Annotated in this window: 16 protein-coding genes and 2 pseudogenes; 7 read left to right on the top strand and 11 right to left on the bottom strand. The window is 42.7% G+C overall.

Translation table 11 applies throughout. The annotated features are described in order from the left end of the window. A partial coding sequence (locus tag B5F78_RS17340) for a hypothetical protein (RefSeq protein ID WP_162608558.1) occupies positions 1-218 on the top strand: 218 nt, incomplete at its 5' end. 128 nt (positions 219-346) lie between these two features. Here B5F78_RS17340 and B5F78_RS13710 read toward each other — a convergent pair. The 5 genes from B5F78_RS13710 to nusB form a co-directional block, all read right to left on the bottom strand. Next, entirely contained in the window at positions 347-778 is a 432-nt protein-coding gene (locus B5F78_RS13710) for a DUF5606 family protein (protein WP_087406982.1), read from the bottom strand. A gap of 73 nt (positions 779-851) precedes the next feature. After that, positions 852-1,457, bottom strand: coding sequence for a dephospho-CoA kinase (gene coaE / locus B5F78_RS13715; RefSeq protein WP_087207184.1), 606 nt, complete (start codon positions 1,455-1,457; stop codon positions 852-854). Then, positions 1,451-2,470, bottom strand: coding sequence for a CdaR family protein (locus B5F78_RS13720; RefSeq protein ID WP_022041261.1), 1,020 nt, complete (start codon positions 2,468-2,470; stop codon positions 1,451-1,453). Before B5F78_RS13720 ends, coaE begins: the two co-directional genes overlap by 7 nt. Positions 2,471-2,481: 11 nt before the next feature. Continuing rightward, complete coding sequence (gene yajC / locus B5F78_RS13725; RefSeq protein ID WP_022041260.1) at positions 2,482-2,790, bottom strand: preprotein translocase subunit YajC; 309 nt, start codon at positions 2,788-2,790, stop codon at positions 2,482-2,484. Between the two features lie 43 nt (positions 2,791-2,833). Next, the gene (gene nusB, locus B5F78_RS13730; RefSeq protein ID WP_022041259.1) at positions 2,834-3,760 is read right to left on the bottom strand and encodes a transcription antitermination factor NusB; all 927 of its coding nucleotides are present in this window, start codon (positions 3,758-3,760) and stop codon (positions 2,834-2,836) included. 182 nt (positions 3,761-3,942) lie between these two features. On the opposite strand from nusB, the gene B5F78_RS13735 reads away from it, so the two are divergent. From B5F78_RS13735 to B5F78_RS13750, 4 genes are all read left to right on the top strand, one after another. After that, on the top strand, positions 3,943-4,332 hold the full coding sequence (locus B5F78_RS13735; RefSeq protein ID WP_087250797.1) for a DUF3276 family protein: 390 nt from the start codon (positions 3,943-3,945) through the stop codon (positions 4,330-4,332). 286 nt (positions 4,333-4,618) lie between these two features. Next, positions 4,619-5,215 (top strand): 50S ribosomal protein L25/general stress protein Ctc, encoded by a 597-nt coding sequence (locus B5F78_RS13740; protein ID WP_022041257.1) that lies wholly within the window; start codon positions 4,619-4,621, stop codon positions 5,213-5,215. Between the two features lie 35 nt (positions 5,216-5,250). Next, positions 5,251-5,814, top strand: coding sequence for an aminoacyl-tRNA hydrolase (gene pth / locus B5F78_RS13745; protein ID WP_022041256.1), 564 nt, complete (start codon positions 5,251-5,253; stop codon positions 5,812-5,814). A 79-nt stretch (positions 5,815-5,893) separates the two neighbouring features. Beyond that, a complete protein-coding gene (locus tag B5F78_RS13750) occupies positions 5,894-6,325 on the top strand; it encodes an RNA-binding S4 domain-containing protein (protein WP_022041255.1) in 432 nt (143 codons plus the stop codon). A gap of 61 nt (positions 6,326-6,386) precedes the next feature. Here B5F78_RS13750 and B5F78_RS13755 read toward each other — a convergent pair whose 3' ends face one another. Then, positions 6,387-6,812, bottom strand: coding sequence for an HIT family protein (locus B5F78_RS13755; protein WP_087406983.1), 426 nt, complete (start codon positions 6,810-6,812; stop codon positions 6,387-6,389). 37 nt (positions 6,813-6,849) lie between these two features. Next, entirely contained in the window at positions 6,850-9,108 is a 2,259-nt protein-coding gene (locus B5F78_RS13760; protein ID WP_087207263.1) for a cation:proton antiporter domain-containing protein, read from the bottom strand. A gap of 152 nt (positions 9,109-9,260) precedes the next feature. Here B5F78_RS13760 and B5F78_RS13765 point away from each other — a divergent pair, with 152 nt between their 5' ends. After that, a complete protein-coding gene (locus B5F78_RS13765; RefSeq protein WP_087406984.1) occupies positions 9,261-11,384 on the top strand; it encodes a DNA topoisomerase 3 in 2,124 nt (707 codons plus the stop codon). A 153-nt stretch (positions 11,385-11,537) separates the two neighbouring features. Here the strand turns inward: B5F78_RS13765 and B5F78_RS13770 are convergent, their stop codons facing one another. From B5F78_RS13770 to B5F78_RS17975, 3 genes and pseudogenes are all read right to left on the bottom strand, one after another. Then, positions 11,538-12,584, bottom strand: coding sequence for a DUF1848 domain-containing protein (locus B5F78_RS13770; protein ID WP_087406986.1), 1,047 nt, complete (start codon positions 12,582-12,584; stop codon positions 11,538-11,540). A gap of 177 nt (positions 12,585-12,761) precedes the next feature. After that, positions 12,762-13,082: pseudogene (locus B5F78_RS17875) on the bottom strand (DUF1016 N-terminal domain-containing protein); the annotation flags it as partial. 3 nt (positions 13,083-13,085) lie between these two features. Next, complete coding sequence (locus tag B5F78_RS17975) at positions 13,086-13,214, bottom strand: hypothetical protein (protein ID WP_255376631.1); 129 nt, start codon at positions 13,212-13,214, stop codon at positions 13,086-13,088. Between the two features lie 468 nt (positions 13,215-13,682). Between B5F78_RS17975 and B5F78_RS13780 the strand changes: the two genes are divergently transcribed. Then, a complete protein-coding gene (locus B5F78_RS13780; protein WP_087406985.1) occupies positions 13,683-14,309 on the top strand; it encodes an HU family DNA-binding protein in 627 nt (208 codons plus the stop codon). A 4-nt stretch (positions 14,310-14,313) separates the two neighbouring features. Here the strand turns inward: B5F78_RS13780 and B5F78_RS13785 are convergent. Next, positions 14,314-14,526: pseudogene (locus B5F78_RS13785) on the bottom strand (hypothetical protein); the annotation flags it as partial.

Genomic DNA, 14,526 nt, shown 5'->3' on the forward strand with positions numbered 1-14,526 from the left:
CTGACGAAGAACAGAAGCGGAAAGGACCAAAAAATCGCCCAAAGCACACACGAAAACGAACACATCAAGCCAAGAAAAACTTTTTGGAGAAATTCAAAACAGCTTCTTATATGCCTGCCGTAAGTTTGTATCTGAGAAGCGAAGATATCGGTAATGTCAGGAGACACAGTTATTATGTGAGGAAACACAGAAAAATTACAATAAAAAATGGCACATAGAGTGATTATCGTCTGTCATCTCCATATGCCATTTTATGTTTTAGGGACATTTACTGAATATCCCCAAATAGGAATTGTCGTTTAATTCATTCAATTTATGGCTTCAAATGTGCATAAATAGTCTCTGTTTATTCTTCAACAGCAGTCTCTACGGTTTCCATCTGAACACCTTCTACAAAATCAGTTTCACCGCTTGACACAAGCAGATTGTACCATTGAATCAGCTTTTTGATATCACTGGTATGAACACGGTCACGGTCATAATTGGGTAATACTGCCGCCATAAACCCGTGCAGCTCGTCACTGGATGCTTTCTTATAATCGAACTGCACTTCAGCACCATTTTCTTTTTTCTTTACCGATTCGAGCACAGTAGCCAATGGCACTTCTTCTGCATCGGTGTACATAGCAATATCGCCCAACGAAATCACTTTATCACTGGCATAGACCGGCATTCTTTTCTTATCTGCGATATTTTCAACAATCAACATATTTTTAGCCTGAGAAATCAGCTTATACAGTCCCGGTTTTCCCGAGATTGCCAAAATAGTTTTCAACATACGAGTTTCTAATTAGTTTAATAATTTATTTTAATAGGACAAAAATACAATACACGACCGACATACACAAACTTTATCCGTTACCTTTTATCATTTTTTCTAAAGTTTCCTGCAAATCGTCTAATTGAAGATTTAACGGACGACTCCCGTCATTGAATATGATAAAGTCTGAGCGGTCCTGCTTGGCTTTATCATCCATCTGAGCTACTATCCGCTGACGTATTTTCTCTTCGGTAGTACCGTCACGCAACATGACCCGACGAATCCGAAGTTCTACCGGAGCATACACCATGACAACCTTATCTACAATGTTGTCGAAGCCCGACTCAAAAAGGATAGCCGACTCTAATGCCACAATCTCACATCCGGTTTGCAAATCCGCCCATTTCAGAAAGTCAGCCTTTACCTGCGGATGGACAATGGCATTAATTTGCCCGGCATGACAAGAATCGGCAAACAGGTAATTTGCCAGCAAAGGCTTATTAAGTGTGCCGTCACTCTTGTAAACCTCTTTTCCAAGCAATGCTGTCAGCCTCCGGCGAATCCCTTCATCAGAAAGCATCAGACGTTTTGCTTCCGAATCGGTATTATAGACCGGAATTCCATAGTGTTCTGTCAACAAGCGGGAAACATACGATTTTCCGCTCCCAATTCCTCCGGTAATACCTATCTTCACCATTCAGTTTCCTCCCCCGATGTCTGTTCTATTAAATAATCGACCGAAGCTGGCGTAATACGGACATGACTGACATAATCGGGAGAAGTCTTTAGAGTCAGCGGAAGTTTGTCACTCTTGGCCCGAATGATATCCTCATAAGTAACACCAATAAAAAAGTCGTCTGATGTGGCATCCTTGAAATGCGCCAAACCTACTTGAAACGTCACCTGTACTTTCGAAGGGAAAGTACGCAGCACCTTATCGGCAGGGAAATTAATGCCCACAATCGGCACCTCTACAGTTTTTTCGGAATACATATCGACATACACCAGCAGGTCATCGTATGCCGGAACAAACTTCACTCCTTTAATCTTCTGCAACATTACCCGCTGGTTCAAAGTATCCGTTACATTTTGCAGATGCACTTTCTCGGTATAAGCAGCCGTCAATGTATCGAGCACTTCTTCGGGGGCATATGCGATGACCGAATCGGGAGAAAAACCTATGTGGGAAATATAATACTGCAAGCCGGCACTTACTTCACCTGCCAGCCTGACAGGAACTTTCTTCGCCTTGCCCATCGTGTAAATAAAATCAAGCGTATCCGGACGTACCGAAAGCAGATGGGTAGAGACGTTCAATTGTGCCGAAATCTTCTTCAACAGGTCTGCCGAAGAAATATGCACATGCGCCCCCCGGTCCTTATAGTCGTTAAAGTCAAACGAAATAGGGAAAAAGGTTCTGCCCAGCATATAGTTCAGCAAGACTGTCCCCCGGTCTTCCACCCTTACCCGCACATCGCCTGGCAGTTCGGATGTCAACACAGCTTCTTTCGGGACGTTTTTCAAGCGTAAAGGCACCTTAAATTCTGTCTGATAGACATCATCCAGTGTCTGCAACATCCAAAAAGCGAAAGAGACCAAGACAAAAAACAAGAAGACCAGACTCTCCTTGCACTTATCGCTAAGCAAGAATTTTCTGATCTTCCGTATTCCCAGTCTATAATATTGCTGTATGTTCTTTACATCGAACATAGATCCGTCTCTTATTTATTGTTTGCAGCCTGTGTATCAGCGTAAATAGAGTTCTTGTCTACTTTCAGTTTTACACTCGGAGCCACTTCTACAATAACAGCATTGTCTTCTATTTCTTTAATCTTCCCATAAATACCTCCGGCTGTAACGACCGACTGTCCTACCTCCAGGTTTTTGCGGAAGTTTGCTATTTCCTTCTGCTTCTTGTTTTGGGGACGAATCATAAAGAAATACATAATAGCAAAAATTGCTACCATCATAATCAGGAAAGAGTAGTCGCCTCCTCCTTGTGCTGCCATAAATACAGTTAACAAATTCATAATTATCTTTTCTTGGTTAATAAAATATCAGCAGACAAATATATCAATTTTTTGTCAGCTTGTTTTCCTTTTTCAATTGATTAACAATTCCATCCAGTGTGCCATTAATAAAGCCGCCACTTTTGGGAGTGCTATACAATTTGGCTATCTCCACATATTCATTCAGCGATACATTGACCGGAATGTTGGGGAAAGTCAGTATCTCGGCTAGTGCAACCTGCATAATCACCACATCCATTGCGGCAACCCGTTTCAGGTCCCAATTTTTCGAATGTTCACTAATCAGGTGACGGTAATAATCGGCATTCAAAATGGTACGACGGAAAAGACGGCGCGCATAGTCTTTGTCTTCATCGTCTTTGAATTCGGGCAACAGTTCCTGCTTGTCCCCGTTTTCGGGGGCAAAACGTTTGATGGTCTTGAGCACGAATGTATCGACAATCTCCTTGTCATCGTTCCAATACAAGCTCTGGTCTTCCAGCACTTCATCCAATGCCTGATTGTTGAAAATTACCTTCTTATACAGCTTCCGCCATACTTCACGGTCATCTTCATACGAAGAAACTTCGCTTGCCATGTATTCCTTATATATATCACTTTGCATAATCTGCTCGCACAAACTCTTGATGAACTCACCCTCGTTCTCCCATGTTTTCTTCTGAGAATTGACAAATTCATTCAGCTGCCTGTTCACTTCCAGTTGCGCGATAAATCGGTTGTCTACAAATTTTGTGTTAGGATTCAAGTCTTCCGGCGTGGGAGCAAGCTTGTGCCTGGCAGCATCCAGCCGCCTGCTGGCATACCGCGTCACTTCTACCATCAAAAGCAAAAGATAGTTGTACAGATCATACGCCTTGGACAAACTGAAGAACAACTCCTTTTCTGCAGTATCCAAATTTTTCCCGCCATTCTGATAATAAGCGTAGATTATCTGAACTACCTTCAAACGAATAAGAACTCTGTTAATCATACTAATTATTATAACTATGTCACATTATGAGGTGCAAAAATAATGATTTTCATCCATACGCTCCAAATAAAGTACGCATTTTTACTGTTTTTTTCTGTTTATAGATATTTTAAGACATAGTTCCTTGGCTTTTTGCAGAAAATTCAGCAATTTTGGCATCGGAATTTTAGATTTTACAGACAATGGAAGAAGTTAAGAAGAATACGATGACTGAAATAGACAAAGAAATCGTTTTTACGAAAGCTATCAAAGCCGGGAAAAGAATCTATTATTTGGATGTGAAGAAAAGCAGAAGAGGTGAAATGTTTCTCGCCATCACGGAAAGCAAGAAAGTCGTAACAGGTGAAAGGGAAATGTCGCAGGTCAGCTTTGAGAAGCATAAGATATTCCTTTATAAAGAAGATATTGAAAAATTCATGGATGGGCTTCATGAAGTAATCCGGTACATCGAGCGTGAGCAGGGACCGATTGTAGGAGAAAGCCACATCGCTGAAAACACCGACCTCAGAGGCAACGCAATCCTGAATGAGCCGTTAAAGACAGAAGACATCAAAATCGACATCGATTTTTAATAACCAGAGGTACACCCGCTTTTTGGTCAACGGATATATATTCACCAGCCAATGAAAATATCTATCCGGGCAGGTGAAGATATATTCTTGACCCATTGAAGTATATCTTCAATAAAAGACGAAAACATTTCGTTCAAGAAAAATAGTCCATACGCTTGCAATATCAAAGAATATCACTACCTTTGCACCGCTTTTTCAATTTCATCGTTGTGACATTGACGCATCGTGTGATGGTGAATTAAGCAAAGATATCACTTAATTTAGAGTAACACAAAATTTATCAAACATGAAATCAATTGACATTACAGGTTCTTTAAGAACAGAAACAGGCAAGAAGGCTACCCACGCTTTGCGTAAGAACAGTCAAGTTCCATGCGTATTGTACGGCATGAAGAAAGACGAAAACGGTCTGCCCGTTGCCACTCCTTTCACTGTTACGGTAGAAGGTTTGCGCAAACTGGTTTACACTCCGCATATCTATGTAGTAAACTTGAACATCGACGGACAGGTTTACAATGCAATCATGAAAGATATCCAGTTCCACCCCGTAACTGATGCTATCCTGCACGTTGACTTCTATCAAATCAACGAAGAAAATCCGATTGTAATGGAAGTTCCGGTTCAATTGGATGGTCTGGCTGAAGGTGTGAGAGCCGGTGGTAAACTGGTACTGCAAATCCGCAAGTTGAAAGTGAAAGCTTTGTACAACAATATGCCCGAACGTGTGGTTATCAATGTTACCAACTTAGGACTGGGCAAAACCATCAAAGTCGGTGAATTGCACTACGACAATATGGAAATCCTCAATGCCAAAGAAGCTGTGGTATGTGCTGTCAAATTGACCCGTGCCGCACGTGGTGCTCAGGCTGCCGCTGCAAAATAATCCTGTAAACCACTAAAAGTACAAATCCACTTTCAATGAAATATTTGATTGTAGGTCTGGGAAATATCGGTGACGAATATCACGAGACCCGACACAACATAGGATTTATGGTATTGGACGCTTTAGCCAAAGCGTCCAATATTGTTTTCAAGGACGGACGTTACGGAGCTACGGCATCACTATCGCTGAAAGGCAGGCAGCTTATTCTGCTGAAACCATCCACTTACATGAACCTGAGTGGAAATGCAGTCCGATACTGGATGCAACAAGAAAAAATTCCATTAGAAAACGTCCTCATCGTAGTAGATGATCTGGCACTCCCATTAGGAAGCTTACGCCTGAAAGGCAAAGGAAGTGATGCCGGCCATAACGGACTGAAACACATAGCCGCCATACTAGGCACACAAAACTATGCAAGACTACGGTTCGGTATCGGCAATAACTTCCCGAAAGGAGGACAGATAGATTATGTATTGGGACATTTCGATGAAGAAGAACGGAAAATTCTTCCCGAACGGATCAGTACAGCGGAAGAAATCATCAAAAGTTTCTGTCTTGCCGGATTGAACATCACCATGAATCAATTTAATAATAAATAAGTATAAAAGGAGGCAGAGCATCCGTTTATACTTACCCCTCTGACTTCTTTAATACTTTAATACTAAAACAGAACAACCTATGCCTGAAGCAAGAATAGACAAATGGATGTGGGCTGCCCGCATATTCAAGACCCGCACCATCGCCGCCGAGGCTTGTAAAAAAGGAAGAATACACATCAACGGGGCACAAGCAAAACCTTCCCGTATGGTCAAGCCGGGAGATGTCATTCAAGTAAAAAAACCGCCCGTTACCTATTCTTTCAAAGTATTGCAGGCGATAGAGAAACGCGTAGGAGCCAAACTGGTTCCCGAAATTATGGAAAATGTCACGACACCTGACCAATATGAATTACTGGAAATGAGTAAGATAAGCGGGTTCGTCAATCGTGCTAAAGGTACAGGAAGACCAACCAAAAAAGACCGTCGTGAATTGGACGACTTCTTTATGCCCGAATATAATGATGACTTCGACTTTGATTTCGATGACGAAGATTCGGACGATGAGGAATAAAAACATAGAGGCATAAAGCACAGAGCACGTAAGACTCTAAACTTTATGCCTCTATTGCCTGTTACAGATTTGCCTTGATGGCTTCAATCAATTCCTGATACTCGGCATCCGACAAGTAAACCTTTCCCGGATTCATCTGGAAAGTTCCTCCATAATCCGGACCATCTACATATTTGGGTGCCAAATGAAAATGCAAATGCGACAACTTGTCGCTGTATGCTCCATAATTGATTTTCTCAGGATGGAATGCCTTTTGCATGGCACGGGTCACACGTACCACGTCTGCCATAAATGCATTACGGTCTTCATCGCTCAACTCATTCAAGTCATTTACATGATCTTTATATGCCACCAGACAACGTCCGCGATAAGTTTGTTCTTTAAACAAGAAAACACGCGAAACACTCAGCAGAGCAATTTCAATCATCAAATTGTGCAACGTCTCATTGTCCTGACAATAGAGACAATCTTTCGGATCACTTTTCATACTTCTTTTTATATTTAATAATTATAAAATAATGGTTTTATCCTTCTGCCGCAAACAATCGTTTCAAATTCGCTTCTTCACCTACCACCCAGACAATATCATTTTCACTTAAAGGTAAATGTACGTCAGGAGCACGAAGCACATTCTCCCCAGACGACTCTACCCCTACTACCAGACAATGATATTTCGACCGCACACCACATTCAATAATATTTTTCCCGACAAAGGGAGAATCTTTATCCACAATAAACTGCTTCAACAACATTTCATGCCTTTCAAACTCCCCGTCATCAGAGGTACGCATCGCCTTCATTGCCATTGAAGAGAAAAACGACAACTGTTCATCGGTACCAATAATCTGTAACGTATCTTCTGGAAAAATACGCGATGCGCCATCAGGGATATTCAACCGTCGGTTGCCTCGTATGATAGATGCCACATGCACACCGTATTTTTTCCCTAAATCCAGTTCTTTCAGCGTGTGTCCGACCCATTCCGAATCAGGAGACACCACAAAATCACTCAAGTGTAAATCCCTGTCAAGCAACTTGCCGGCATACGACGGACGCTTGCCGCCCAAATATTCCTGCTGCATCTCTTTCGAACGCAAATTCATCACAAACGTACGCTCCAGCACAATAGACTGCTTTTTAAGGAAACGTGAAAAGACCATAGCACATACCAGCAAGATAGCTATCCCCATCATCAACGCCACCGATGTGTGAAACAAGCGTTCGATTACAGACACGATAAATCCTGCAGCTATAATAACCCTGAAGACAACTAAAGAAATCAACAAGGCATGATTGAAACGATTGTCTGCCCATAAAGTACGAAATTCTTCCGAATGGTTTTTCTTCATAATCATCGCACGTAAGAATGGAGCCAGCACTGCTATCGTGACAACAGCTGTCAACACCCGGCCCCATAAGTCGCCCAACATATTCGTAGCAAAAGGCTCTACCAAATGCAGACACACCATAATGACACCAACTGAAAGGACAGAATAAACAACCACAATCCGAAGCACTGCCGTCATCAGTTTCTGCCAATTAGTCTTATGATTCACCGTAGATGCTCCCGCCGAATACCGCTCAAGCAACAGGCTCCAACGCTTAGGCAAATGGCTGTTAACCAGATTATAAGCAGGAAGAGCAAGCCGAATCATATAAGGAGTAAGGAAAGTAGTAATCACCGATACCGCAACCACAATCGGATAAAGGAAATTACCGGTCACTCCCAAACTGACTCCCAAGGCTGCAATGATAAAGGCAAACTCTCCGATTTGAGTCAGGCTGAAGCCACATTGTATCGCAGTTTTCAACGGTTGTCCCGACAACAAGACACCTGCCGTTCCAAACAGAGTCTGCCCCAACAGTACAGCTGCTACAATGGCTAGAATCGGATATTTGTATTCAACAATCATATGAGGATTAACCATCATGCCTACCGATACAAAAAAAATGGCACCAAACAAATCCTTAACCGGAGCCACCAATCGCCCGATATGCTCCGACTCAATAGTTTCCGAAAGGATTGACCCCATAATAAAGGCACCAAATGCAGGAGAAAAACCTACAGCAGCTGCAAAATAAACCATTCCGAAACATAAAGCAAGCGATACAATAAGCAACGTTTCATCACTCATCAATTTACGCAATCGCTTCAACAGCAATGGAATCAGATAAAGTCCCACCACCAGCCACAACACTAAAAAGAACACCAGTTTGGCAAGACTGTACACCATTTCGACTCCCTCAAAATGTGTACTGACCGCCATTGTAGAAAGCATAACCATCAATACAATGGCAAGAATATCTTCGATAATCAGAATCCCCAATACAACACCGGCAAAATGCTGCTGACGCAAACCCATATCATCAAAAGCCTTATAGACAATCGTAGTAGAAGACATGGCTATCATTCCTCCCAAATAGATACAGTCCATTTGTTTCCATCCAAACATCCATCCCACTGATATACCGACCACTATCATACACAAAATAATGGTACAGGCTGAAATAACTGCCGAACTTCCTACTTTCAACAGTTTTTTCATACTGAATTCAAGCCCCAAAGCAAACAACAGGAAAATCACACCTATCTCTGACCATAAATGTATATTTGCCTCATCGGTTACGGAAGGAGTGAACTGAAAATGCGGGCTGCATAAAAAACCGGCAACTATATAACCTAATACTAAAGGCTGCTTCAGTTTTTTAAATACAAGCGTCATCACTCCGGCACATATCAAAATCAATGCCAGGTCACTAATAAGAGGGGCTAATTGAGACATATTGTTCAAGTTGTATGTATATTTCCATACAAATGTAACAAAAAATCCGATAGATACGAATACATACAGAACAGATTCAAGAAAAATCAGTGCACGGACACGCAAAAGCTATTTTTTGACTACCTTTGCAGAACAATCAAATAAATTTATATATGATAGTTTGCATAGCCGAAAAACCAAGTGTAGCACGCGACATCGCCGATGTACTTGGAGCCAGAGAACGCAAAGATGGATACATCGAAGGAAACGGATACCAAGTGACTTGGACATTCGGTCACCTTTGTACACTGAAAGAACCGCACGAATATACACCTTCGTGGAAATCATGGTCGCTCTCCAGCCTGCCTATGATACCACCACGGTTCGGCATCAAACTAATTGAAGACCCAGGCATACACAAACAATTTAAAATCATTGAACACCTGATGCAGGCTGCCGATGAAATTATCAACTGTGGTGATGCCGGACAAGAGGGGGAACTCATACAGCGCTGGGTGATGCAAAAAGCCGGTGCACACTGTCCGGTGAAACGCTTGTGGATTTCTTCACTCACTGAAGAAGCCATTCGTGAAGGTTTTTCCAAACTGAAAGATCAAATTGAATTCCAGCCGCTTTACGAAGCAGGACTGAGCCGTGCCATCGGTGACTGGCTGCTGGGAATGAATGCCACCCGACTGTATACACTGAAATATGGACAAAACCGCCAAGTGCTCTCCATCGGGAGAGTACAGACTCCTACCCTTGCCCTTATAGTCAACCGGCAACAAGAGATAGAACACTTCGTACCGAAACAATACTGGGAGCTGAAGACTGTATACCGAGATACCACTTTCAGTGCCATCGTGCGCAAAAGTGACGAAGAGCTTGCGGAAGAAGCATCCCAAACTTCACAAGCATCTAAAAAAAACATCAATAAAGAAGAAACAAATCGCGGCATTCCACCCATCACCGATGAAACAACAGGAAAACTGCTACTTGAACGTATCAGCAATGTACCTTTTACAATTACTGACACGGCTCTTAAAAAAGGAACAGAAGCACCTCCTCGTCTGTTCGACTTGACCTCACTACAGGTAGAATGCAACAAGAAGTTTTCTTATTCTGCCGATATGACCCTACAGCTCATCCAATCGCTTTATGAAAAGAAAGTAGCAACCTATCCCCGTGTAGATACCACTTTCTTAAGTGATGATATTTACCCCAAATGTCCCAAGATACTAGAAGGATTAAAAGATTATACCTCTTTCACGGCTCCTCTATCCGGAAAGACCCTGATTAAATCGAAAAAAGTATTCGACAATTCGAAAGTGACCGACCACCATGCCATCATTCCTACAGGCGTACAACCTAAAGGATTGACTGATATGGAAAAACAAGTGTTCGACCTGATAGCAAGACGCTTTATTGCCATATTTTATCCGGATTGCAAATTTTCCACCACCACAGTCACAGGAGAAGCTGATGGCATTGAATTCAAGGTTAGCGGCAAGCAGATCATCGACCCAGGCTGGAGAATCATCTTTGCCAAAGAACCGAAAGACGATACGAAAGAAGGGGAAGAAGAAAGCGTATTGCCTGCTTTCACCAAAGGAGAAAGCGGACCACATACACCTATGCTGAATGAAAAATGGACACAACCGCCCAAACCCTATACCGAAGCCACCTTGCTGCGGGCTATGGAAACAGCAGGCAAGTTAGTGGATAACGAAGAGTTGCGCGACGCCCTGAAAGAGAACGGAATAGGACGTCCTTCCACCCGTGCAGCCATCATCGAAACATTATTCAAACGGCATTACATCCGCAAGGAACGCAAAAGCCTGACAGCTACTCCCACAGGTGTAGAATTAATCGGACTAATACACGAAGAATTACTGAAATCTGCCGAACTGACCGGCATTTGGGAAAAGAAACTGCGTGAAATAGAACGGCGCAGCTATGATGCCAAACAGTTCTTGAACGAATTAAAACAAATGGTTAGTGAAATAGTCAACAGCGTGTTAAGTGACAATACAAACCGACGCATCACCATAACAGCAGAAGAACCTATACACAAAACCGTTACCAAAAACATGCCCCAAAAGAAGAAAACAACTTCCACCAAACGAAGCAAGAAAGTTGTTTCTTCTCCCAATACCGCCACCGATACACTACCGCAAGAAGATGCTATCGTAGGAACAAAATGCCCCTTATGTGGAAAAGGTACAATACTAAAAGGGAAAACCGCATACGGCTGTTCGGAATGGAAAAACGGATGTACGTTCCGCAAACCTTTCTGAAAGTTTTTCTTACCACAGACTCGTATCGTTAAATTTATAACTAACCCGTTGAAAACAAACGAGTTCATTGGTAAGGTTTAGCATAACGCAACAGGTCAAGTAGCTGGATTTCAACAACTTTAATGAAAAAGTTGATTTTCAGTTACTCCGTTTTTATTCTATCAAGCTTTCATTATCATCCGAATGCCTTGCTTTATTTCGCAACACACATTCACGGCTTGTGTTGGCATAGCAATATACACAAAAATGACGGCACGTATCATACATCCCGATGTCTTTGCTCACCATGCATCCGCATATTTTACGTTGCCCCTTGTCTTTCAGATTTTTCCGTTCGATAGGAATAGATGGGATCTCTCCGAATAAATCCGGTTCGGGCAACTTGCCGGTATGCAGATAGTAAACCAACTCCTTATCTTCGCCGAACACACGTTCCATTAACTCCCCGTCTATGCAACGGTTATGCTCAATGCCATAATCTTCCAAGTCTATCTCTTCGGCACACGTGGCAAGCGTCAGGTTCCAGCCTTCGGCTTTCCATACATCGCGCAATTTTGCCAGACCTTCCACTATTTCCAACCGTTGCGCCTCATTCAGTTCTGCGGTTTCTACATTCTCTTTCGTAAAGCAATGCGTTTCCTTTATCAGATTGCTCTGCACTTTCCGATAGGCTTTTACATCCACAAAGCTGAATACCAGCTTGTCCGTGTACCCTTTCAACCGATTGCCTATCTTCCATATCCGGTTCAGCAATATGCGTGGGGTTATGTCAGGCGTGATAACCAACGGGTCAAACCGCCATATCACCCGTTCATGTCCAATCTGCTCCGACAATTTGCGGAACGTTTCAATCCGTTTCTCCACACTGGGCACATTCGATTCGAAACCTTCGCGTACATAGTCGTTCAACGTCACCTGAAAATAGTAATGAATCCCTCGTTCATCCAACTGATATAAATAAGGTAAGATAGGTTCTGGATTCTTCGTCCAGAACACCACTACTTTACAATGCCTGAAAGAGACATACATCGGCTTCCGGTTGAACGGATTATACCATACACAATACCCTTTAGCCAAGCGGTTAAAGAACCATTTGGCATAAAAGGCAGGTATATCCGTAGAGCGGCTGGCGGAAATGATTACCGGAGCGGTCGCTTCTATTTGTTTGCCAGAATCGGTGGTTATCTTATCTTTTCCCATATCGACCGAATTTTCTACAAAGTTGCAAAAATCGGATTGAAATTCAAACTTCATCAGTGAAATTATAAATGCCACCATCGGATTCTTTATATATTCTTTGGGGTCGTCCACGTGGATATTTTCTGCCTTCGGCAATTGTTCACCTTCCCTTTTTGCCGCACATAGTCTTCCGTAATATTGCGTACCAATGTTCCTGTCAAGCGTACGGATGCTCCACATTTCCCGTGAGGCTTCCTCCGCATACCACCTTCTGGCATCAGGATGAGGTACTGCCATAATGCGGCGGAAATGAGTCCATGTGAGATTTGGCACTCGCGAGTGCCAATTTGGCAAATCATCAAAACTCAAGTAAAACTGTCGATAATCCCGCAATCGCCGTTCACTGTAGTTTGCTCCAAATTCGATGGACAACCGATCTGCAATTGTTTTAATCAGCTTGGTGCCATATTGAGCACGGGCAGCTCCATGCTGTTCTTCTTCCACTATACGGCGTCCGATGTTTCAATAAGTGATAACAGCTATTTGTCCGACTGCAGCGTATGCCTGTCTTTGCCCTTGTTCGATAATCGCCCGGATATCGGAAACAAAATTCTCGGTTATCATATCGGTCTGTAGTTTATTCTTTTCCATACCCAAAAACTTTAAAAAACATCCGATGAGATCGGTTTCATTTGTATCTTATCTTTTTTAGTTCGTCAAACTTACGACTCATTTATCGTCCAACGTCTTTATAACTGTATCGAAAAGCGATAGCTATACTGGTAGGAGCCGTGAGAATCAGTTTGCTCCAAAAGGTTTTGCTTACTACCACAAAAGTAAGTAATACTCACGAATAAATCAAACGATATTCTTTTATATTTGATGGGTAAAGAATTTATATCCGAATCTTTTTCAAATAAATCCCCCAAACACTTGACTTCGCTTCTGGGCTATATTATCTTTGCAGATAGCTTCCTTTTACGGTTTTGATATCAAGAACGTACGGTTTCCAATTGGAGAACGTACGGTTTCCATATCAAGAACGTACGGTTTCGATATGGAAACCGTAAAATGGAGACAACTGAAAACCGATTATTAACCTTTTAAAAACACATTGCCATGAGTGCCCTTTATGATTTCTTGCCTGTGCCGCCAAAAGGAAACGATGAAAGCGGATCGCACCTTTATCCTAAGCTGCGTCCTTACAAGACTGTTTCTTTCGATGAACTTACTGAAAAAATTGCCTCCCATTCCGGATTGACCAAAGGGAATATCCTTGCCGTGATGGAAGAAATAGAAAACTGGACCAAGCAGCTCCTTTCGGAGGGGTACCGCGTGCAGATAGGGAACATCGGCACGGTTTCTGCCACGCTCAAGGCAGATGCGGAAGTGTACGATAAAGGGGATATACACGCCCAGTCTATCCGTTTTGATAAGGTGAAGGTGACCGTATCGAAACAGTTCTCGAAGCAATGCGGCGGAAAGGTACTGCGTGCCCCTTCGGGGAAGAAATTCCGGCAAAGTTCGTACACGTATACGGAGGAAGAGCGGCTCGCCTTGCTTCAATCGTATCTGGAGAGCCACGACTATATCACCCGTGCGGAATATGGCACTTTGACGGGGCTGCTGAAATACAAAGCTTGGCAGGACCTGGACAAATGGGTGAAAGCGCACCTTATCGACATCAAGGGGCGTGCTCCTCACCGGGTGTATGTGAAGCGTAAGGGGCAGGATGACGGGCTTTAATTTTTCAATAAAGTAAACTGTTTTGAAATTCTACAAAATCAGCACACGATAAATTCAGAAGCTGTTTTGAATTTCTCCAAAAAGTTTTTCTTAGCTTGATGTATCCCGTTTTTCGTGTGTGCTTTGGGCGATTTTTTGGTCCTTTTCGCTCCTGTTCTTCGTCAGATAGCCCGCTATCTTCCTCATCACAGAAGCGAAAATGCCTCAAAAACTCATC

It is taken from the genome of Bacteroides sp. An279, assembly GCF_002159615.1.
Classification (GTDB): domain Bacteria; phylum Bacteroidota; class Bacteroidia; order Bacteroidales; family Bacteroidaceae; genus Phocaeicola; species Phocaeicola intestinalis.